This window comes from Flavivirga spongiicola, from assembly GCF_030540825.1.
Lineage (GTDB): Bacteria > Bacteroidota > Bacteroidia > Flavobacteriales > Flavobacteriaceae > Flavivirga > Flavivirga spongiicola.
On the sequence record NZ_JAUOEO010000001.1, the window covers coordinates 1,599,163 to 1,620,944 of the forward strand.

Sequence of the window (21,782 nt, forward strand, 5' to 3'; positions counted from 1 at the left end):
TCTTGGGTATTTTTTTATTTTTGGCAATTCGAAATTTGTTACTATAATACATTGATTATGTAGGAATTACCCTCGATCAACACATTATCTTACCGTTAAGTAACATTTTTTCACGACAAAACACATATAATTTCAATTGCTATACATATAATAACTTTATGAAAATGTTTAGATTAATATTCATTCTTTTAGTTTTTACCAGCGCAACTACAGCTCAAGTAGGAATAGGCACAACCAGTCCTGAAGGGGCCTTAGATATATTTGCATCAAATTCTGGTGTTTTATTTCCTAGGGTTGCACTAACTGCAAAAAATGTTGCAGCACCAGTATTAAACCCTGATGGAGGATTACTGGCTGTAAGCACTGTTGTATACAATACAGCAACTGCTGGAGTTTCTCCCAATGTAGTAAAACCTGGTTACTATTATTGGTCAGGGACAGATTGGGTATCTTTTGCTACTGATACAAACTTAGATTATTTAGGTATACCAAGAACTGCCGTATTTGAATCAAGTTCGAATATCTCAAACTTTTTAAATGGTATAGGGGCTGGCGGTAAGCAAAATATACCTATGACAGAAATAACAAATCATACCGGGTCTAATGGTCTCACATTTAACTCAGCAACAAATCAAATTACTTTTAACCCTGGGGTATATCAAATATCTTTTGCCTATGAAGGAACTCATAATAGAGCTGGGTGCACTGTATCATCGCATTTTGTAGATTTCCCTGTTGGATCTGGATCATCAACTAGAATACATTCAACAGCTACTCATAATTCAGGAGGAACAAGCAATTATGGAGGAATTATTCAATATGTTACAAAAATAACTAGTACACGTGTTTGGACAATTGCTTTAGGAAGAGGTCAATCAGGAAATTGCTATGGTACAGGAAATTTTATAAGGGGAGTAAGTACTCAATTATCAATTTTAAGATTGAGTGATGATTAATAATTTTCTGCTGTCCATTTAAACACGATATTGCTTTTATCGTTTTATTAAAAGTTAAAATAAGTAGAACTTACAAAACTTTGCATAAAACAAGTAAACCATATTGGCATAAAGGCTAAAGGGTCTTACAAGTTAAAGCTTTACAGATATTAAGAATTCCTGTAAAACAGAAATCTCAAATTCCGAAAAATAAAAATTCTAAATCCCAAGCACAGATGCTTGGGATTTTTCTGTTATGTACAACTCAACCTAAGGTTTGTTTTTGATTGATTCATAATTATTTATATTTTAGAAGTAATTATGTCCTACGAATACAAAAAAATAAAAGTCCCTAGGTTCAATGAAGAGTCTGGTTTTTATACCACGAAAAAACGTTCCAAAATGATGGGCAAAATTCGTGGTAAAAACACCAAACCAGAAATGATCTTTCGCAAAGCACTTTGGAAAAACGGTGTACGATATAGGGTGGATAGCAAACAACTTCCCGGGCGACCTGATGTAAGCATAAAAAAATACAAACTTGCTATTTTTATCGATGGCGAATATTGGCATGGCTATAATTGGCAAGAACGGAAGGACAAACTAAAAACGAATCGTGATTTTTGGGTCCCAAAGATTGAAAGGAATATGCAACGAGACAGAGAAGTCAACCTCCAATTAGAAGATTTGGGTTATACTATTTTCCGATTTTGGGCTCAGGAAATAAAAACCAATCTAAAAACCTGTATCAACGATGTAATGGTATATTTAGATATTGAAAGATTCAAAATTCATTAAAAAAACAACATTTTTATTTACTTATAAATAAACTTTTTAAATCACATTAATAAAAATCAAGAATATAGAAGTTATACTCTCCCAATAAACCTGCCAAAGCGCAACCTATTTATTTAATGATTTTGTTTGAATAGTTTTTGTAGTAAATAATTGGTTAACCCTTTTTAAGACGACTCAAAATTAACAGTCCAACCATTTTTTAAAATTAGTAGTTCGTTCTCTAGATACTATGATTTGTTCTTCTTCGTTAGGTTCTAATTTCAACAGCAGTCTGCTATTAAAATAGCTATGAATTTCACTTACTGCGTTAACTGACACCATATATTTTCGGTTTATTCTAAAAAACTGAATAGGGTCTAAAATATCTTCTAATTGGTCTAAAGAATATTCAATAGGGTACTTCTTCCCATTAATATTTCGTAAGTATATCAATCCTTCGTGAGATTTAAAATAAGCAATATCTTCTATATTAAAGCTATTAAACTGGTTTCCTATTTTCACCATAAAACGTCGTTTATACGCTTTAGAAAAAAGATTTTTTAACTGTTCATATTTCTGCTCGTTCTCTTTTTCCGGTACCAACTTTGTTTTTCTAAACTTATTTAAGGCATTTTCTAAATCCCTTTTGTCAATGGGTTTCAGTAAATAATCTAATCCATTATACTTAAAGCCTCTTATAGCATATTCATTATAAGCTGTGGTAAAAATTATAGGAGGATGCTCTTTTAGTGCATCAATGATATCGAAACCATAGCCATCATTTAGTTGTATATCTAAAAATATTAAATCTGGTAACGTATTATTTTTAAACCAAGCAATACCTTCTTCAACAGAGCTTATACGCTCTAGAATCTCGATATCCGGGGCCAATTCTTTCACAAGATTAGCTAATCGTTTTGATGCTATATTTTCATCTTCTATAATTAAAGCCTTCATATTAAGAATCTAGAGATGTGTTAAATTGTTTTACCGTTTTTTGTAATAAAGGAATTTCGATCTTATAAAGATCATTTTCTTCTTCAATAGTTACTGGTTCGTTTGTATAAAAAGCATAGCGTTTTTTAATATTACTAATACCTAATTTAGTAGATGGCTCTTCTTTTCTTTTACGCAATGTATTTTGTACAACAAGCTTTTTGTTACCAGAAAATATACTAACCTCTAATGGCCTTTCCTTGGAAAAATAGTTATGCTTTAGAGCATTCTCTACTAACATTTGTAGAGATAATGTTGGTATTAAAAAGCCTTTTGAATTAACAGAAATATTGGTTGTTATAGATAATGATTCTTTGTGCCTCACATTCATCATAAAAATAAACGAATCTAAAAAATTCAATTCCTTTTCCAATGTCACCAGATCTTTCTCTTTATTGTCTAAAATATATCGGTAACACGATGCCAATCGCGTCACAAAATCTGATGCCAAATCACGATCTTCATACATCAGTGAGGTTAAAGTATTTAAACTGTTAAATAAAAAATGTGGACTTATTTGGTTTTTTAACGAGTTATATTTCGACGTCATCACTTCTTGTTTTAGCTGATGCATTGAATTTTCAATCTCCTTGGTTCTCGTTGTTGCGTAATAAAATAGATTAAATATAGTAAGAGAAAAAAGTAACAATGCAGCTCTTAAAAAATCTATACGAAATTGTAACCAAGGATTTTCTGCATCTATTTTACATATATAGTTAAATTCAAAAATGGCTAAATAATATGTTAGCGCAATAATAGGTAATACGATCACTAATGTTTTAACTAAAATCTCTAAACTACTAGAAAACCCCATATTAGATTTTAAGGTATTCTGGCTATTATTTTTAATTAATTTATCATTGACTTCCCAAGTGAGTAGAAAGAATATAATAGCCGATACATAATAAAAAATAGGCTCGTTAATGGGGTCTTCTCCATTAAACCTATTCTCTTCACTGTTAACAGTCAGCTTTATCAATAAAAAAACAATATTGATAACTAGAACTCTATAACCTAGCTTTTTTATCTGAGCCGTTTTAATCATCCAAACTTTATTCTAACAAACATCATGTTCAAATATACTGAGTCCCTAGTAAAAAAAACGACTTCCTTATTCCAATTGTCAAATAAGGGCTTAAACTGTTATCATTTTTATTTAAACTGAAAAATAATCTAAATATAGGTTATATGGTCATTCAAAGAACTATTTAAACAGTTCAAACTATAATTAGACAATTCAAAAAAAACACCTTCATTTTTTATGTTTTAACCTTCAAATTTGGTGAAAACAAATAAAAAACGAATGAAAACTATATTAAAATTGTTCATTTTGTGCTTGGCATCTTCAATACAGGCGCAGACAGGAATCATTAAAGGTTTAGCAATAGACAAACAGTCTGAGGTCCCACTTCCTGGAGCTACGATAGAGCTATTAAATCAAGATAAAGCCATTGGAGCAATCACAGACGAAAATGGATATTTCACGATAACCAATGTACCCTTAGGCAGACAAACCATTCGTATTAGCTATGTAGGTTACGAGCCCATAACATTACCTAACTTGGATGTAACATCGGGTAAAGATGTCACTGTAAACGTAAGCTTAACGGAAGCCTTTGGAGAATTAGATACGGTCATTCTAACCAGCGAAACCAATAAAGACAGGGCTGTAAATAAACTCGCATCAATTTCTGCTCGTCAGTTTAGTATGGAAGAAGTGAATCGTTTTTCCGGAGGAAGAAGTGATGTTGGTAGATTAGCAGCAAACTTTGCAGGCGTTTCTGCTCCTGATGATAGTAGAAACGACATTGTAGTACGTGGTAATTCTCCATCAGGATTATTATGGCGTTTAGAAGGTGTTCCTATACCTAGTCCCAATCATTTTTCCTCATTAGGTACAACGGGTAGCCCAGTTTCTGCATTAAACCCTAACATGCTTAAAAATTCCGATTTTATAACCTCTGCCTTCCCTGCAGAATATGGTAACGCCCTAGGAGGCGTTTTCGATTTGGGGTTTAGAAAAGGAAATGCTGACGATTATGAATTTACAACTCAGCTTGGTGTTTTCACAGGGTTAGAAGCCATGGCAGAGGGCCCTTTAGGTAATAAACAAGGTTCCTTTTTAGTTGCTGGCAGATACTCTTTAATTGGTCTAATAGGTGGTGGTGGCACATCTGCAACCCCTAACTATAATGACATCTCTTATAATATTGATTTAGGAACCGGAACTTATGGTAATTTGTCACTATTTGGAATTATTGGAAACTCAGACATTGAATTTTATGGCGATGATGTTGAAAAAGACGATCTATTTTCTGCAGAAGATGAAAACTCATTTGTTAAATCTAATTTTCATGTTTTTGGTCTTAATCATCGCATTACTATTGGTAAAAAAAGTTATTTAAAAACAGTAGTATCTGTGTCTGGCTCTGGTAATAATTATACAGAAGATCGGTTTATAGATAAAAACACACCTGATGAACGTATTATTAAGTATACAGAAGCAGATAATAAAGAAACCCGTATTACGATGTCTTCTTTATTCAATTCTAAATTAAATAACAAGATAACATTAAGAACAGGGGTGCTATTCGAAAATCTTAAATTAAAATCTTATCTGCAAGACAGGGATGAACAACCAGATTTAAACAACGACGGCGATCCAGACTTATATACATTTAGAGATACAGACGAAAGTTTAAATTTATTTCAACCTTATATTCAAGGTCGTTTTAGACTCTCTAAAAAACTTACTTTAAATGCAGGACTGCATGCTCAGTATAGTTCTTTAAACAGTCAATTTATAATAGAACCCAGAGGGGCATTAAACTATAAAATAGCACCTAAACATAATTTAAGTTTAGGCTATGGCATACATCATCAAAATATACCATTACCAATTCTATTTCTAAATGAAGATGTTAATGGAGAACCCGTACAAACTAATAAAAATTTAGACTTTACAAGAAGTGAACATTATGTATTTGGCTATGATGTAAAACTAGCAAAAAGCTGGAGAGCCAAAGCAGAGGTTTATTACCAAAATATCACTAAAGCAGCCGTAGAACCTTTTCCATCAAGCTATTCCTCATTGACTGAGGGAGCTGATTTTGATTTTAACAGTAACGTCTTTTCTCTTAAAAATGAAGGTAAAGGCTATAATCAAGGCGTAGAGTTAACGGTAGAGAAATTTTTCAGCAAGGGGTTTTATGGATTATTAACGGCTTCTTTTTTTGAAAGTAAATACAAAGGTAGTGATGGTATAGAAAGAAACTCGCCATTTAACAATGGTTATGTTACAAATCTACTGGCAGGTAAAGAGATTACCGTTGGTAAAGCCAAAAAAAATGTTTTGTTTTTCGATACGCGATTTACAATTTCTGGTGGGCGTTATTACACACCAGTAGATTTAGAAGCTTCGCGACAAGCAAATTTCGAAATTCTTTTAGAAGACCAAGCATTCTCCAAACAATATGATGATTATATGCGTTGGGATTTAAAAATTGGTTTTAAAATGAATAGCAAAAGAAAAAAACAATCGCATCAATTCTTTGTAGATATGCAAAACCTATCCAATAGGAAAAATGTTTTTGAACGTCGTTATAACCGTTTAACAAATAATGTGGATCAGGTAGACCAAATAGGGTTCTTCCCGGATGTAGGTTATCGTTTCCAATTTTAATTTGAGTGTAACTACTTTTGTTGACTTGATTTTTGATTCCAGGTAAGAACTAGTTTCTTACCTGATTTTTATGATCAGACCTGACAGGTTTTAAAAACCTGTTAGGTCTCTTAAACAATAAAAACCCTTCCTGTTTCCAGAAAGGGTTCTCATACTCTATAAACGGAGCCTTTTATTCTAATAATTTAAGCTTTTCTAAATCATGAAAAAAGAAATTCTTTTCATCATTCATAGAAACAAATAATCCATTAGGAAACTTATCACCCAATGCTGTTGTTGTAACATCACAACCATCTGTTTCGATAGTTCCTAAATTAATTTCTTTAATAAATGCGTTCGTCTTTAAATCGAAAATATTAAACGTATGCGCTTGTTGATTTGACACGATTAAAAATCCTTTCTCCTGATACTTCGCAATGGCAATGCCTTCGATATCTTCTTTAAAATATTCGCTTCCAAAACAGTAAATTTCTTCATCTCCTTTCGAAGGTTCTGCATAGTATTTACGAATACAATGCATCTCATCTGAATAATATACAATACCTGCCTCGTTATCTACCGCTATAGCTTCTATTTCTTTTTTACCACTAAATTCACCAAACTTTCTAACTAATTTAGAATGTACACCCAAACTATCTGAAGTCAAGTGATATTGGTATAAATACTCCTTTTTAGGTCCCGTTTTTCTGCCTACAATAGCATATAGTTTATGTGTTTCTGGTGATTTGTAAAGTGCTATACCCATTGGTAAATTTGTTTCAGGTTCTTTTGCGTCTGTAAAAACTGGAAAACCGCCATGATCCAGTGGTTTCATATCTGGAACAGAAAATAAACGTATTTGCTGACGTTCTCTTTCTGTAAAAGAAATAACATCGACTTTTGTTGAATCATTCAATTGAAAACCGTATTCCAAATCGACATTATTTGGTCGTTTTAAATTCCTTATTGTTTTATCTTCAATAATTTTACCATCTAAATCAAAGGCATAAATAGCACCTTCTGTATTTTTGTCCGTACCAAAAACAATGCTCTTCGAAGCGTCTTTTGGGTTAATCCATATAGCAGGATCGTCTGTGTCATATAACGTCGTTTCGGTAATGACATTGGCTACAATTTCAGGTAATTTTTTAGCACATGCCATTAGTGCAACGAAACAAATAAAAATGATGTTTACTTTAAGCTTTTCCATTATTGTTTTTTATTGAATAAATCATATTTTAAACCAAATGTGATACGTCTTCCATAATACTCTACTTGCATGGTTCTATTTTTAACACCTTGGAAATAACGCAACGGTTGATCGGTGATATTATTTAAATCGAAGTAGATACTAAATCCTTTGTTAAATGCATATGAAGCATTAAAATCTAGTAAAAATTGTTCATCGTAATACCTATCTTCGAAAGTACTTCCTCCAATTTCGTCTATATAGGCATCGGAATAGTTAGCTGATAAACGTAGATTTAATTTTTTACCAGAATAGCCTAAAGAACCATTAAACATATTGGGAGCCGTACCTGGTAAATCCAAATCTGTTCTTTCTTCTCCATTCGAATTCCTGATGCCATCCGCATTTGATGTTAAATAAGTATAATTCAACATCAAACTGAAGTTTCTAGCAAACCCTGGTAAAAAATCTAACTGACGCTGAAAACCGATTTCTGCTCCAAATATATTAGCATTGTCACCATTTTGTGGTTGAAAACTATCAAACCCTGTCCCTGAATCCTCAAACTGAAATGTATAAATAAAATCTTTAATGCTTTTTTGAAATACGCCCCCAGAAATAATGCCAACACTACTAAAATAATGTTCCATCATTAAATCAAAGTTCATAGATGTAGTAGCACTTAATTCCGGATTTCCTAAGAAAATTTCTTCATCATCTGCAACAATATCTATACTAGGCACAACATCTGCATAATTTGGTCTTGCTAATGTGTTAGTCCACGCAAATCGTAAAACCGTATTATCATTTACATTGTATTTAAAATGAACACCCGGTAATACATTTATATAATTCTTATCGGCTGTTATAATCCCTAAAATATTCTCCTCATCTTCGATTTGATTTCCCGTAGCTTCAGTTTTGGTACTTTCTACTCTTACACCAACCAATACATCCAATTTATCCGATAATTTTTGGTTTGTCATGACATAACCAGCGTAAACATGCTCTTTTACATCATAATTAGCCCTGACATATTCGCTTGGTACATCTGAAACATCAAATAACGACGTATTGTTTAAATCTAATTTTCCTAAAAATGCAGGATCTACAAACATGCCTGCCGCATATTTACTTCCAGCTAAAAAATCGGCATCTGTTTGATTTATTAATGGCAAAGCACTTAAGTCATCAAATGCTGCATTTGTAGGTTCAAATTCGAAAAAATTATTAGTTCTTTCCTTATTCTTTATTTTTAAACGGCCTCCAAATTTCACGAAACCATTTCCTTTATTAAAAAAATCTGCTGGTAATTTAAAATTTGTAAAAAAGTTAAAATCTTTTTCTTCTGTGAATTTATTTTCTTCAGTAATTTCTTTTAAACTAAAATTGCTTAAAGCAGCATCACTACTATTCAATGGTGTAATTAATGGAAATTTTTCATTAGCAAAATCTGTATCAAAAGGAATAGGGTCGCCTCCGCTGGTTTCCTCTAATTCATACTCAACATAACGTTCATTTAGTCGCTCTTCTGAGGCACTTGCATAAGATGCTAACCAATCAAATTCTATTTTTCCAAATAAATGTTCGCCTCCCAAGCTATAGTTTTGCATACGCTGATCTTCCAGACGCGTATTTTTATTTCTATTATTATCGACACCTCCTTTTGTTTGTCTTCTTATTTCACCTTGATATCCAGTAATGGTTTCTGTGCCATTGGTAAATATTGGTTCAATACTTCTATACCGAAGTCTGAAACGATTTTCTCTATCATCTCTCCAATTATACATTGATTTTAAATGAATAGTATTATTAGCATCAAAAGCATAATCTAAATTTGCTGAAAAACTTCTTCTAATACGTTGTACCAAATAAGTTCTAATATCTGATTCTTCTACAAATGGATCTACCTGAATATCATCACCAGAAACTGGGCTTTCCGCTTCATTTACCCATTCTGCCTCTACATTGTCTGAACCAAAATCACTATCATTAATAGATGTAGAAAGCATCCATCCAAATTTATTATCTTTTGATCTATCTCCTACTAGAAATGATCCATTTACGATTCTTTTGTTAGTAATAAAATTAACTCCAGACCCTACAGTCGCAGCAACTCTAAATCCGTTTGGAGATGTTCTTGTTACCAAATTTACAGAACCACCTAGTGCATCAGCATCCATATCTGGTGTCACTGCTTTATTAACTTCTATAAGCTGAATCATGTCTGATGGAATTAAATCCATTTGCACGTTTCTATTATCACCTTCGGCGGAAGGAATTCTACTCCCGTTTAACGTCACCGAATTTAATTGAGGTGCTAAACCTCTAACAATAATATTACGTGCTTCACCTTGATCTACTTGCATTGTGATTCCCTGGATACGTTTTATTGCATCTCCGATATTTGCATTAGGAAACTTTCCTATCTGGTCCGTTGAAACAACATTTGTAATATTCTGTTTGTTCTTTTGAGCATTAAGAGCTTTTGCCTGACCACTATTATATCCTGTTATTAGAATGCCGTCTAGCTCTAAATTTTCAGGGGATATTACTATGACAACTTCAGCTGTTGTTCCTGCTTTAACAGTAACTTCTTTTTCTGTATCTGCATACCCTAAATAAGTGATTTTTATTGTTTGGGATCCAGAAGGAATATCAACCATTAAAAAACTACCATCAAAATCTGATATAGTTCCCTTATTTAATGATTCGATTAATACATTTCCAAAAGGAATCGATAAGCCATTTTCGTCAATAATTTTCCCATGAATATTTCCACTTTGAGTGAATCCAAGAAAGGATAGTGATAATGTAATAAATAGTAATACGTAATTTTTTCTCATGATTTTTGTTAGTTGAATACAAGGCGAAATAACAAAAATGATGAGCAAAGAATTTTAAGTGTTTTTTATATAATTGTTATCTATACATAGAAAAGAATCCTATTTTACGATTATCTAACATTAAAATTAACTTTTAGAAATGTGTAAATAAAAAAATTCTTAAAACCAACAATCCTCAACGCAAGCATACGAGGTATTTAGCTGGTTTCATACCCAATCAAGTTGAGCACAAACTTTGAACTTTTGGATCAAAAACCAAAATTCTTTATTTAGATTCCCGCTTTCGCGAGAATGACAATTTCAACGGAAACCCCAAGGCAAGCCTCGGAGAATTCTTTTCGATTAAAAAGCAATAAAAAAACCCTTCCTGTTTCCAGAAAGGGTTTAGTTTAATGTTTTAAAAGAAAATTATTTCTTAAGCCTCAAAAGGCTCAATAGAAACATAAGATTTATTATCTTTTTTCTTTGTAAACTTTACAACACCATCAACTTGAGCGTGTAATGTATGATCTTTTGAAGAGTAAACATTCTCACCTGGGTGATGCGTGTTACCTCTTTGTCTAACGATAATGTTTCCAGCTATTGCAGCTTGACCACCAAATATCTTTACACCTAAGCGTTTCGATTCTGATTCTCTACCGTTTTTCGAACTTCCGACTCCTTTTTTATGTGCCATTTTATTTCGATTTTAGTTTTTTAAAATTAACTTAAAGCAGCAATTAAATCGGCTTTCTTCATAGAAGAAATTCCTTCAACTCCTTTAGCTTTTGCCATCTCTTTTAATTCAGCCACAGTAAGCTTACTTAAATCTTGAGTAGCTTCGGCCTTTTTTGCAGCTGGCTTTGCTTTTGGTGCAGCAGCCTCAGCTTTTTTCGCAGTTGGTTTTGCTTTTGGTTCGGCCTTTTTAGTTGCTTTTGCCGGAGCAGCTTTTTTAGCTCCCTCACTTTCAGCTTTGGTAGCTTTTTTAGCTCCCGAAGCAGCAATGCTTTCTATTACAATTTCTGTTAAAGATTGACGATGACCATTTTTAACACGGTATCCTTTACGTCTTTTCTTCTTAAAAACTATAACTTTATCACCTTTAAGGTGCTTTAAGACTTTTGCTCCTACTTGAGCTCCGTCTATAGCGGGGGCGCCTACAGTTACTTTGTCACCATCTGCTACTAGAAGTACATTATCGAAAGAAACTTTCTTACCTTCTTCTGTTTGTAAACGGTTAACAAAAACTTTTTGGTCTTTTTCAACTTTAAATTGATGCCCTGCTATCTCTACAATTGCGTACATAGCGTAACGTTTTTATTAATTATTTTGTTCAAAAAATGAGTGCAAATATACTGCTAATTAATTAAACTGCAAACGTTTTATTGATTTTGAACGATTATTTATTCTTGGTTTTTTAACTCTGAGCAATAATTCATAGCATCATAAAAAATAAAATTTCTTAAAAATGGGGAGGGATTTTTTATAGTCAGTCGTTTCATAAATAAAAAATGCTATTATTATGAAAAAATTAAAAGAACAACTCAAAACAAAAACAAGAACAATTAGTGAATTTATTAAAGAGTTACCAGCGGCAGCTTCTTACGTCTTAAGACATTAAATCGCAAACCATTATAGGTGGTTTTGAGGGATGTTTCTGGTCTTTTTAAAAAGCTGCATAACGGCAAGCACAACGACTACAGTTGTTGCAAACCCCATAACGGCAACTATAAAAGTCACCATACCAATACCAATATTAAAACCGCCTTTTATGGTTTGAAGTAATTCTGGTAAAAAAGCAGGGTAAATTTCTGTAGTATAAAACAAGAAAAAAACAGTAAACACAAATGTAGCAGTAAAACCTGTAATAATCCCTGTTTTAAATCCTTCGCCATAAGTAAAGATTTTCGGGTTCTCAATTTTTTTCAAACGTACAGCTTCACATATTCCGAAGGCAGTAATTACAGCATTAAAAAAACTAAAAGCTGGATTAACGTGTTTATGGAATAATGCCAGAATCAAAAAATAAGCAATTAACATCGAACTTGTAATGAGTCCAAATCGAACAGAGAGTGGTATCTTTTTCATCTTTTTACAGATTTACATGTACTTAAATTTCGTGAAAATTTATGTATTAAAATAATTTTAAAGCTATTTTTTTAACTTAACCAGCTGTTTTAAAGATAACTGACTGCGATTTGGTTGCTTTTTGTGCGATAAATACACGCCCAACAAGATAATAATACTGGCAACTCCTTGAAGAAGACTAAATGCTTCACCATCTAAAAAACCCCACATTAAAGCTACAATTGGCATAACAAAAGCTACAGAAGAAGCAAATACAGGTGTTGACACCTGAACCAATTTATTAAATAATATTTTTGCCATAGCAGTACCAAAAAATGACAGGATCATAATATAAACCATAGCCATTTTAAACTCTGGATTTTCAAATGTTTTTACCGAAAAGAAATCTGTAAATAATAAAATAATTATGGCTGGAATAATAATGGTTACAAAATTACCAGTAGCAATTGTTAATGGTTTTAAATGCTGTAAATATTTCTTAATAATGTTAACATTCATCGCATACATAAGGGTCGATAAAATCACAAAAATAGCATAGAGATAATTTTGATTAGGGTTTAAGTGGGCTCCTTTCAATATTAATACAGTGGTTCCTATAAAACCAATAATGACTCCCAATATCTGACGTTTTGTTGACGCCATTCTAAAAACAGCAAAACCTAGCAAAATAGTATTTAAAGGGACTAATGAATTTAGAATAGAAACAACAGCGCTATCAATTTCAGTTTCTGCAATAGCAAAGAAAAAAGCGGGTATAAAAGATCCAAAAAGACCAGAGATAACAATCCATTTCCAATCAGATTTTTTAATGGTTTTAATGGTTTTATAACCCATTGCAAAAAGAAAAAGCCCTGTAATAATTATTCTTAATGCACCCAATTGATAGGGCGTTAATCCTAACAATGATTTTTTAATTAAAATAAATGAGCTCCCCCAAATTATAGAGAGCACAAAAAGATACATCCATTTTGATCTAATGCTATTCATTCAAATCGATTTTAGAAATCACAAAATTTTACTTTTTAATACAATAAACAGCTTTATTTAGTAGTTTTGTAAACAAATTAATACTTATAAATAATGAATGCATTAAAAAATATTATAGCCATAGCAATGATAGCATTAATCACTATTAGTTGCAAAAATGAAACGAAGCCAGAAGTTAAAACTATAGAGGTTGCTACTGAGGCTCCTAAAAAATTAGATCCGAATGCCACTTACGCTAAAGCAGAATTTACCATTGATGGTATGACATGTGCTATTGGATGTGCAAAAACCATAGAGAAAAAAATTGCAAAAATGGAAGGTGTAAAATCTGCTACCGTAGATTTTGATAGAAAACTTGCAATGGTTGAATATAACGAGGTAAAAGTAACACCTACTTCTCTTGAAGAAACGGTTACAAAAGTTGCTGATATTTACAAAGTTAGCGACATGAAAACTGTTGATGTGTTTTCAGAAAAAGATGCTGTACAATAATATAGACTTCTTATAAAAATATTCACACTAAGCTTCTAGGTTTTATAAATCTGGAAGCTTTTTTATTTCCATTTAATGGTTTCCATAATATGCTTGATGTCTTTTTGCAAATAATCGGCCGCGGGCAAAATAGAATCGTAATTAGGTTTTGCATAAAAATATAAGGAGCCTGTTAAAAAGTGGTTTACACTATCTGTTACGTAAAACTGCGCTGGTGATGCTACATTTCCTTTAACCTCAACAAAACTACCATACACCTTCTTTTCTTTATTAACATATGGATACTCGGGAATTTCATCGGCTTTGGCCATATGTTTTTCTGTAAACTTTCTTGCATCCCGTAAAAAACTCGCTAAGTTTTTTTTATCGTTTTCAATGGCCTTGTATGTTAAAAAAATCGTTCCTTTCAAGGTTGGATATTCTAAATTTAAGCCATAGCTTTTAGTTGTAGCACCAACATTTTTTGAGTTAATCTTGGTTGCTAACATATTTGTCTCAAAAGTAAAAGGCACATCTATCTTGGCTTCTATATATTTCGCTCTAGGATAGTCTAATCTTAAATAAGCCTTTGGCTTTGGCACATAATTTTCCCCACAAGACACTAACATTAATACCCCAATTATTAAGGAGCTTTTTAATAAAAAATTGAAAGTTCGCTTTAAAATCATATAATGTTTAGTTTGCAGTGACAATATTCGGTCTTTGATAAAAAGTTTAAGTAATTGTAAATTTCACAAGTTTAATTCTCTTCTTATTCATAGCTTCTATTGTGAAAACGTAATTTCTAAAATTTATTTTACTATTTAATTTCGGAAAACTTCCAGATATTTCTAATACAAAACCTGCAATGGTTTCTGCTTCTCCTTTGTTATCTTCAAAAATAGTCTCATCTTCAACCCTGATAACTTTATAAAAGTCTTTTAAAGCCGTTTTTCCTTCAAAAACAAAATTATTATCATCTAGTTTAGAATACATTAAGTCCTCATCATCAAATTCATCGCTTATATCTCCCACAATTTCTTCAATTATATCTTCTAAAGAAATCAAACCAGAGGTACCTCCATATTCATCAACTACAACAGCTAAATGCACTTTTTTCTCTTGAAATTCAACCATTAAATCATCTAGTTTCTTGTTTTCGGGCACAAAGAAAGGCTCCCTTATTAAACTTGCCCAATCAAACTGTTTTCTATCAATATAAGGCAATAAATCCTTTACATAAAGAACCCCTTTAATAGTATCTATATTATCTTTATAAACAGGAATTCTGGAATAACCATTAGAAACTATTTCAGACATTATTTCAGTATACTTTTGCTCTATATTTAGCGCAAAAATATCTATTCGAGGACGCATAACCTGTTTCGTATCTGTATTCCCAAAAGATACGATACCTTGCAATATTTTATGTTCTTCTTTGGTAGTGTCTTCTTCACTTGTTAACTCTAAAGCTTGAGAAAGCTGATCGACACTTAAATTAGATTTTTGCTTTCCTAACCTATTATGGATCGCTAACGTAGCGCCTCGCATTGGCAAACTTACCGGGGACAATAGCACATCAAGAGCTTTAAGAGGGTATGCCATAAAAGAAGCAAACTTCAAGTTGTTTCTGCTAGCATAAATTTTAGGTAAAATTTCACCGAAAAGTAGGATTAGAAATGTAACAAGAATAACTTCTAAAAGGAATTTAAGGCTTATTTTAAAAAAATATAAATCAAAAACCACATCTATATTATCAAAAATAATCTCACCTAAAAAGGCAAACAAAATAACGATAGCTATATTTATAAAATTATTAGCAACTAATATAGTCGCTAATATTTTTTTTGGGCGTTCTAATAATTTCGATATAATTTCAATGCGTTTAGATTTCGCTTCTAAACGTTCATCAATATCTTTTCTATTAAGAGAAAATAGAGCTACTTCTGCTCCAGAAATAAGGGCGGAACAAACTAAAAGCAAAAACAATAAGACAAAACCAGTAACAACTGAAAAATCAATTGCCATGAATAAAGATTTAAAACTCGAGGGATCAGGATCCAAATACGCTCTTTTTAGTTTAACTTAAATTAAAATGGAAGGTCATCGTTTTCTTCCCCAATAGGCTCGCTATTTGATGGCTTATTAGCAACAGGGGGTTGAGTTGAGGGTTTGTTAGCAGCTGCATTATTCTCACTCTCCTTTTTGGTTGAAAGAAATGTAAAATCGTTACACTGTATCTCTGTAGAATATCTTTCGTTACCATTATCGTCTTGCCATTTTCTGGTTTTCAACCTACCTTCAATATAAACCTTATCGCCTTTACTTAAATACTTTTCGCATATTTCAGCTCCTTTATTTCTAACAACAATATTATGCCATTCAGTATTAGAAACACGTTCGTTTGTTTGCTTATTTGTATAAGTTTCATTTGTAGCTAAAGGAAACCTACCAATACACCCTCCACCTTCAAAGTAATGCATTTTCACTTCATCTCCCAAATGCCCAATCAGCATTACTTTATTTAATGTTCCAGACATAATTATTGTTTATTTATGAACGCAAAATTACAATATTGTGTTTCATTTCTTTAAAATTAATAAAAAAATATGAGTGTTCAATCTAAACTAGTCAAAAATAAAGAATTCATGAATCTTGCCGTATCCCAGTGTGATAATTTTTGATGGACCCTCAAATACCAAGTGTTTGAGGGGCGTTTTTAAAAATTAAAAGCTTCAATAAAATTTCCTATTAGAATTGGTACGGCATAATTATGTATATCATTTGTTGAAATACTTTTGTCTTTAAGTCTATTTACGTTTACAACCCAAAACCTGGTATGTAGGTGTTGATGAGATAATTTATGTACAATAATATCTTTATTATATAGTGATAACTCAAACGGCATCCCTTTTATTAAATCGTGTTCTTTAATAAGGGGTTTCAACGTATTTATATCTACATTTGCATTGGTTTCAATTAGAGGAAATTGATATAAGTTTTGCCAAATACCTTTATTTTCTCTTTTTTCTAAAACAGTCTTACCATCTTCAGAAATAAATACCAAAAAATTAAAATACTTATTTTTCGCTTTTGCTGATTTAATTTTAACTGGTAATTTGTTTATTATATTTTTATTGAAAGCAATGCATCCTTTATTAAACGGGCATACATTGCAATCTGGGTTTTTAGGCTTACATTGTGTTGCTCCAAACTCCATAATAGCTTGGTTAAAATCTGCTGGTTTTTTTTTATCGATTAATTCTTGAGCTAGTGCTTTAAATTCTTTTACCCCTTTTGAAGAATTTATGGGTGTGTCAACTCCAAAATATCTCGACAACACTCTATAAACATTCCCATCAACAACTGCAGTAACCTCATTAAAACAAATAGACGCTATGGCACTTGCTGTATAATCGCCCACCCCTTTTAGTTTTAATAAGTCTTTATAACTATTAGGAAACTCTCCTCTTAGTTCTTTTACAATATATTTAGCCGCAGCATGTAAATTCCTGGCTCGCGAATAATATCCTAATCCTTGCCATAATTTAAGCACATCACTTTCATCTGCTTTAGCAAGATCAAAAACTGAAGGAAACTTTTCTGTAAATGATATATAATATGGAAGCCCCTGATTAACTTGTGTTTGTTGTAAAATAATTTCTGACAACCATATATAGTAAGGAGCTTTTGTTAGTCTCCAAGGAAGTTCTCGCTTATTATTTGAGTACCAGCGAATTAAAATTTTTGAAAATATCATTTATTGAATATATATAGCTCACAAAAATAAACGTTTATAATCTTAAATTTTAATGAATTAGGTTTGAAATATTGAATATTAAATTCCTATATTTGCATCCCTCGAAATTGATAGTAACCTAAAAAATAAAATATTAAAATGACGAAGGCTGATTTAGTAGCAAAAATTTCTGAAAAATTAGGAATTGAAAAAGGAGATGTTCAAGCAACTGTTGAAACATTTATGGAAGAAGTAAAAACTTCTTTAGAAAGTGGTGATAATGTTTACTTAAGAGGTTTTGGAAGCTTCATTATAAAAACAAGAGCCGAAAAAACTGGTAGAAATATTTCTAAAAACACAACCATAAAAATACCTGCTCATAATATTCCTGCATTTAAGCCTGCAAAAGTTTTTGTTGAAGGCGTTAAAACAAATGTAGACGTTAAATAAAGTATTAAAAATAAATTATTAATTTAAAACGACAGTATTTATGCCAAGTGGTAAAAAACGTAAAAGACATAAGGTTGCAACGCATAAGCGTAAAAAACGTAGACGCGCTAACCGTCATAAAAAGAAAAAATAAATCAAAGAAGTAGTTAGATTAGCTACTTCTTTTGGTTTAAAAAATAACAAGTTCTTTGAAATGAGTTCATTAAAATATTAAGCATTTTTTAGCGTTTTATGAACTCCACGGATTTAAAAATCCTGTGAAATGCCTTAGCAAAAAGTTAGTCTTGAATTACTAAGATTAATTAAGGCATTCTATCTGGTAATAGAAAAACAATTTTATTATCAGATAAAAAATAATGTATAATCCATCTGTACAATTCAGTTTTTAGTTGTTGGTTTTTAGTTTATAGTATTAATACTATAAACTGTTAACTGTCACTGTAAACTAGAAAGTATGGATAAAAATTAACTAAATGGATAAAGAATTGATTATTCGATCTAGTTCCGACAATGTTGATTTTGCCTTATTAAAAGATGGAAAACTTATTGAATTACAAAAGGATGAAGATAGTAATGACTTTTCTGTTGGTGATGTGTTTATAGCCAAAATAAGAAAAGCCGTTCCTGGCCTGAATGCTGCATTTGTTAATGTAGGTTACGAGAAAGATGCATTTTTGCATTATCACGATTTAGGACCAAAACTACCTTCACTTTTAAAATTCACAAAACGTGTAAGCACAGGTAAATTAAAAGATTTTTCTTTAAAAAACTTTCCATTTGAAAAAGATATTGAGAAAGACGGCAAAATTGTCGACGCCTTAAAATCTAATCAATCGCTATTAGTACAAATAGTTAAAGAACCCATATCTACAAAAGGTCCTAGAATAAGCTCTGAGCTTTCTATTGCTGGTAGATATATTGTTTTAGTTCCTTTTTCTAGTCGTATTTCTATTTCTCAAAAAATAGAAGACAGAGAAGAGAAAGACCGATTAAAACGATTGGTAAAGAGTATAACTCCACCAGGTTTTGGTATTATTGTACGCACCGTAGCACAAGGCAGAAAAGTAGCTGAACTAGATAAAGATTTACAAAATTTGCTTAGTCGTTGGACGGCAATGTGTAAAAAGCTACACAAAGCACATCATCCAAGTAAAGTATTAGGAGAAATGAATAAGGCCTCGTCTATTTTACGAGACATATTTAATGACACCTTTACAAGTATTCATGTTGATGATGAAGAGCTTTACATTCAAATTAAAGATTATGTGCAAGAAATTGCACCAAAAAAAGAATCAATAGTTAAATTGTATCAGTCTAAAGTCCCAATTTTTGAAAAATTTGGAATTGAAAGACAAATAAAAACTTCCTTTGGCAAAACCGTTTCTATGGCAAAAGGGGCATATCTCGTTGTTGAACACACTGAGGCACTGCACGTTATAGATGTAAACAGCGGTAATAGATCTAATAAAGCCAATAACCAAGAGGATACGGCATTAGAAGTTAATCTAATAGCTGCTACCGAAATGGCTCGTCAATTACGTTTACGTGATATGGGCGGGATTATAGTAGTAGATTTTATTGATATGACAAATGCTGAAAACAGGCAAAAATTATTTAACCATCTTCGTGACGAAATGAAAGATGACAGAGCAAAACACAAAATATTGCCTCCTAGTAAATTTGGATTGATACAAATAACAAGACAACGTGTTCGCCCGGAAATGAATATTAAAACCCGAGAGGAAAACCCTAACGGATTAAATGGTTCTGAGGTTGAAGCACCCATAGGATTGGTGCAAAAAGTAACACACGATCTTGAACAACTATTAAAAAAAGACTATAAAAAGTTGACTTTAAACACACATCCTTTTATAGCAGCCTTTTTAACAAAAGGTTTTCCATCGATACGTTCAAAATGGTTTTTTGAACACAAAAAATGGGTTAAAGTTTTACCAAGAGATGCTTACACATATCTAGAATATCATTTTTTTGATAAAGATGGTAATCAAATTAAATAATTAAAAAACCCGCTTACTTTAAAAGTAGCGGGTTTTTTTGATTTAAATCTAAATCAAACCTTTTTATATTAGCCTTCTCCCTGGTCTCCATGACCTCCTCCTCCATTTGTGCAATCAACGTATTCAACTTCCCAACCAATCCAATCAGAAGTACCGCATGCATTAGTTATTCTAGCTTCAAAAACATACCACCCTGGAGATGGTGTATAATTAATTGTTCCTGAATTACTACTAGTAGTAGTTGATGTATATAAAACGCTTAAACTAGGAAAACTTAATAACCTATATTGATAAGTATTTCCCTTTATTTTAGGAGATATAACATATTCATTTCCATTATTACTGGAACAAAAATAGCCGTCTTCACCTATACCGTTACTAAAGTTAACCCAATCTACATAACGTTTACCTATCCAAAATTCTTTTTGTACTGTCCCGCTAGAAGTAATAGCCCTAACATAGCCAGGTCCGTTTATATTACTACTATTTGGTTGTACAGTAATACTTGTATTATTTGATGATAAAATATTAAGATAACTAGGTGTTTGCCATGTAACTGAACTACCGTCATTATCTAAAGTATAAGTTTCAGATGTAGTACCGCAAATTAAAGACGCTCCTTGTGGTAAAGAGTATAAATACTCCAACGCAATAATATCCCTACTATTAAATTTTCCTAGTACCGAATTATTGAAACAAGCTAACATGACAGAAGTAACGTCATAACCAGTTGGAGTTCCTGGTATATGGTTAGCTCCGTTAGCATTTGGTTCTTGCGTAGAATTTATACCCTCTGATTGATTTAAACCACAACTTTGTAAACTAAACCAATCTGTATGTCTTAAACCTAAAGTATGTCCTAATTCATGAATCCAAATATGTCTTAAAACATTTGCATTTGAACCATTTGTTCCTGTAAATATTCTTGCTATTGGTCCAGGGTTACCATTAAATGGAAAATCTGCTCTTCCACCTGCTGGTCCAACAACTTGGATTGCATTTATATCTAGAGAATTATCTTCTGCTCCAAAAGTTAATACAAAGTCTAGCCCTATATTTAATTCATTATATTTTTGTATAGCACCACTAAGAGCTGTTTGCTGAGCATTAGTAAGAGCTCCATTCCCTTGATTGACACCTCTCACTGTTAAAGTCTGAATATTATTAACAATATTGTTTGAATGATAATGTTTTGATTTAGAATTCTGTTGTTTGTTCGTTTTCTTTGAAGATATCATTTCATCAACTTGATTATAACTAATCATTATATCTTCTTCAATTATATAATATTTTTCGTTTATACCATATCTATTTTTTTGACTTATTAACCTAAGTGCAAAAGGGTTAAACTCGAGTTCTCTGATTTTAAGAATATCCTCTTCGGTAATCTCGTACTCTACAAAATCGTTAGTAAGTTTCTCATTAGTAAATGGGGTGTCTTTCTCACAACTAGTGAGAATTAATGAAATTCCAAAAAGTAGAATCGCAAATTTTAAATAATTTTTCATTTTTTAATAATTTATAGATTAATAAAATTTTATTTATTATAAAAAATGAGAGAAAGTTTTTTTATTAACTAAATTTAATTTTTATGTTTTAATTTCTTACTTAGTAATTATTAAAAATCTTCTGTTTTGTCGAAAAAC

At 31.7% G+C, this 21,782-nt stretch carries 19 protein-coding genes; 6 read left to right on the plus strand and 13 right to left on the minus strand.

The window, feature by feature from the left end; genetic code table 11:
* Positions 1-164 precede the first annotated feature (164 nt).
* Both Q4Q47_RS06210 and Q4Q47_RS06215 read left to right on the plus strand, forming a co-directional pair.
* Positions 165-956, plus strand: coding sequence for a hypothetical protein (locus tag Q4Q47_RS06210; RefSeq protein ID WP_303305784.1), 792 nt, complete (start codon positions 165-167; stop codon positions 954-956).
* Between the two features lie 300 nt (positions 957-1,256).
* A complete protein-coding gene (locus tag Q4Q47_RS06215) occupies positions 1,257-1,733 on the plus strand; it encodes a very short patch repair endonuclease (RefSeq protein ID WP_303305785.1) in 477 nt (158 codons plus the stop codon).
* A gap of 180 nt (positions 1,734-1,913) precedes the next feature.
* On the opposite strand, the gene Q4Q47_RS06220 is transcribed toward Q4Q47_RS06215, so the two are convergent.
* Positions 1,914-2,669, minus strand: coding sequence for a LytR/AlgR family response regulator transcription factor (locus Q4Q47_RS06220; protein ID WP_303305786.1), 756 nt, complete (start codon positions 2,667-2,669; stop codon positions 1,914-1,916).
* Position 2,670: 1 nt separating this feature from the next.
* On the minus strand, positions 2,671-3,753 hold the full coding sequence (locus Q4Q47_RS06225; RefSeq protein ID WP_303305787.1) for a sensor histidine kinase: 1,083 nt from the start codon (positions 3,751-3,753) through the stop codon (positions 2,671-2,673).
* Positions 3,754-4,011: 258 nt separating this feature from the next.
* On the opposite strand from Q4Q47_RS06225, the gene Q4Q47_RS06230 reads away from it, so the two are divergent.
* Entirely contained in the window at positions 4,012-6,390 is a 2,379-nt protein-coding gene (locus tag Q4Q47_RS06230; RefSeq protein WP_303305788.1) for a TonB-dependent receptor, read from the plus strand.
* A gap of 172 nt (positions 6,391-6,562) precedes the next feature.
* On the opposite strand, the gene Q4Q47_RS06235 is transcribed toward Q4Q47_RS06230, so the two are convergent.
* From Q4Q47_RS06235 to Q4Q47_RS06260, 6 genes are all read right to left on the minus strand, one after another.
* Positions 6,563-7,579 (minus strand): phytase, encoded by a 1,017-nt coding sequence (locus Q4Q47_RS06235; protein WP_303305789.1) that lies wholly within the window; start codon positions 7,577-7,579, stop codon positions 6,563-6,565.
* Positions 7,579-10,404 (minus strand): TonB-dependent receptor, encoded by a 2,826-nt coding sequence (locus Q4Q47_RS06240; RefSeq protein WP_303305790.1) that lies wholly within the window; start codon positions 10,402-10,404, stop codon positions 7,579-7,581. Before Q4Q47_RS06240 ends, Q4Q47_RS06235 begins: the two co-directional genes overlap by 1 nt.
* Before the next feature lie 415 nt (positions 10,405-10,819).
* Positions 10,820-11,080 (minus strand): 50S ribosomal protein L27, encoded by a 261-nt coding sequence (gene rpmA / locus Q4Q47_RS06245; protein ID WP_166960674.1) that lies wholly within the window; start codon positions 11,078-11,080, stop codon positions 10,820-10,822.
* Between the two features lie 26 nt (positions 11,081-11,106).
* Positions 11,107-11,688, minus strand: coding sequence for a 50S ribosomal protein L21 (gene rplU / locus Q4Q47_RS06250; RefSeq protein ID WP_303305791.1), 582 nt, complete (start codon positions 11,686-11,688; stop codon positions 11,107-11,109).
* Positions 11,689-12,015: 327 nt separating this feature from the next.
* Complete coding sequence (locus Q4Q47_RS06255) at positions 12,016-12,471, minus strand: DUF4199 family protein (RefSeq protein WP_303305792.1); 456 nt, start codon at positions 12,469-12,471, stop codon at positions 12,016-12,018.
* 63 nt (positions 12,472-12,534) lie between these two features.
* Positions 12,535-13,458, minus strand: a complete 924-nt coding sequence (locus Q4Q47_RS06260; RefSeq protein WP_303305793.1) for a DMT family transporter — start codon at positions 13,456-13,458, stop codon at positions 12,535-12,537.
* 93 nt (positions 13,459-13,551) lie between these two features.
* Here Q4Q47_RS06260 and Q4Q47_RS06265 point away from each other — a divergent pair, with 93 nt between their 5' ends.
* Positions 13,552-13,950: a heavy-metal-associated domain-containing protein gene (locus tag Q4Q47_RS06265; RefSeq protein WP_303305794.1), complete on the plus strand. Its 399-nt coding sequence runs from the start codon at positions 13,552-13,554 to the stop codon at positions 13,948-13,950.
* A 62-nt stretch (positions 13,951-14,012) separates the two neighbouring features.
* On the opposite strand, the gene gldD is transcribed toward Q4Q47_RS06265, so the two are convergent.
* The 4 genes from gldD to mutY all read right to left on the minus strand — a co-directional run bounded on the left by gldD (position 14,013) and on the right by mutY (position 17,689).
* Complete coding sequence (gene gldD / locus Q4Q47_RS06270) at positions 14,013-14,618, minus strand: gliding motility lipoprotein GldD (RefSeq protein ID WP_303305795.1); 606 nt, start codon at positions 14,616-14,618, stop codon at positions 14,013-14,015.
* Between the two features lie 46 nt (positions 14,619-14,664).
* The gene (locus Q4Q47_RS06275) at positions 14,665-15,993 is read right to left on the minus strand and encodes a gliding motility-associated protein GldE (RefSeq protein WP_303305796.1); all 1,329 of its coding nucleotides are present in this window, start codon (positions 15,991-15,993) and stop codon (positions 14,665-14,667) included.
* Positions 15,994-16,019: 26 nt separating this feature from the next.
* A complete protein-coding gene (locus tag Q4Q47_RS06280; protein ID WP_303305797.1) occupies positions 16,020-16,469 on the minus strand; it encodes a single-stranded DNA-binding protein in 450 nt (149 codons plus the stop codon).
* A gap of 179 nt (positions 16,470-16,648) precedes the next feature.
* Positions 16,649-17,689: an A/G-specific adenine glycosylase gene (mutY, locus tag Q4Q47_RS06285; RefSeq protein WP_303305798.1), complete on the minus strand. Its 1,041-nt coding sequence runs from the start codon at positions 17,687-17,689 to the stop codon at positions 16,649-16,651.
* 138 nt (positions 17,690-17,827) lie between these two features.
* Here mutY and Q4Q47_RS06290 point away from each other — a divergent pair, with 138 nt between their 5' ends.
* On the plus strand, positions 17,828-18,118 hold the full coding sequence (locus Q4Q47_RS06290; protein ID WP_019386001.1) for an HU family DNA-binding protein: 291 nt from the start codon (positions 17,828-17,830) through the stop codon (positions 18,116-18,118).
* A 473-nt stretch (positions 18,119-18,591) separates the two neighbouring features.
* Positions 18,592-20,136 (plus strand): ribonuclease E/G, encoded by a 1,545-nt coding sequence (locus Q4Q47_RS06295; protein ID WP_303305799.1) that lies wholly within the window; start codon positions 18,592-18,594, stop codon positions 20,134-20,136.
* A 68-nt stretch (positions 20,137-20,204) separates the two neighbouring features.
* Here the strand turns inward: Q4Q47_RS06295 and Q4Q47_RS06300 are convergent, their stop codons facing one another.
* Positions 20,205-21,644: a M57 family metalloprotease gene (locus Q4Q47_RS06300; RefSeq protein ID WP_303305800.1), complete on the minus strand. Its 1,440-nt coding sequence runs from the start codon at positions 21,642-21,644 to the stop codon at positions 20,205-20,207.
* Positions 21,645-21,782 lie beyond the last annotated feature (138 nt).

Bases quoted from the DNA above. Each gene is read 5' to 3' on its own strand.
- Q4Q47_RS06215 (WP_303305785.1), top strand. From the start codon at position 1,257: ATGTCCTACGAATACAAAAAAATAAAAGTCCCTAGGTTCAATGAAGAG.
- Q4Q47_RS06235 (WP_303305789.1), bottom strand. From the start codon at position 7,579: ATGGAAAAGCTTAAAGTAAACATCATTTTTATTTGTTTCGTTGCACTA.
- Q4Q47_RS06280 (WP_303305797.1), bottom strand. From the start codon at position 16,469: ATGTCTGGAACATTAAATAAAGTAATGCTGATTGGGCATTTGGGAGAT.
- rplU (WP_303305791.1), bottom strand. From the start codon at position 11,688: ATGTACGCAATTGTAGAGATAGCAGGGCATCAATTTAAAGTTGAAAAA.
- Q4Q47_RS06290 (WP_019386001.1), top strand. From the start codon at position 17,828: ATGACGAAGGCTGATTTAGTAGCAAAAATTTCTGAAAAATTAGGAATT.
- Q4Q47_RS06255 (WP_303305792.1), bottom strand. From the start codon at position 12,471: ATGAAAAAGATACCACTCTCTGTTCGATTTGGACTCATTACAAGTTCG.
- Q4Q47_RS06210 (WP_303305784.1), top strand. From the start codon at position 165: ATGTTTAGATTAATATTCATTCTTTTAGTTTTTACCAGCGCAACTACA.
- Q4Q47_RS06230 (WP_303305788.1), top strand. From the start codon at position 4,012: ATGAAAACTATATTAAAATTGTTCATTTTGTGCTTGGCATCTTCAATA.
- Q4Q47_RS06240 (WP_303305790.1), bottom strand. From the start codon at position 10,404: ATGAGAAAAAATTACGTATTACTATTTATTACATTATCACTATCCTTT.
- gldD (WP_303305795.1), bottom strand. From the start codon at position 14,618: ATGATTTTAAAGCGAACTTTCAATTTTTTATTAAAAAGCTCCTTAATA.
- Q4Q47_RS06265 (WP_303305794.1), top strand. From the start codon at position 13,552: ATGAATGCATTAAAAAATATTATAGCCATAGCAATGATAGCATTAATC.
- Q4Q47_RS06300 (WP_303305800.1), bottom strand. From the start codon at position 21,644: ATGAAAAATTATTTAAAATTTGCGATTCTACTTTTTGGAATTTCATTA.
- Q4Q47_RS06295 (WP_303305799.1), top strand. From the start codon at position 18,592: ATGGATAAAGAATTGATTATTCGATCTAGTTCCGACAATGTTGATTTT.
- rpmA (WP_166960674.1), bottom strand. From the start codon at position 11,080: ATGGCACATAAAAAAGGAGTCGGAAGTTCGAAAAACGGTAGAGAATCA.
- mutY (WP_303305798.1), bottom strand. From the start codon at position 17,689: ATGATATTTTCAAAAATTTTAATTCGCTGGTACTCAAATAATAAGCGA.
- Q4Q47_RS06225 (WP_303305787.1), bottom strand. From the start codon at position 3,753: ATGATTAAAACGGCTCAGATAAAAAAGCTAGGTTATAGAGTTCTAGTT.
- Q4Q47_RS06220 (WP_303305786.1), bottom strand. From the start codon at position 2,669: ATGAAGGCTTTAATTATAGAAGATGAAAATATAGCATCAAAACGATTA.
- Q4Q47_RS06260 (WP_303305793.1), bottom strand. From the start codon at position 13,458: ATGAATAGCATTAGATCAAAATGGATGTATCTTTTTGTGCTCTCTATA.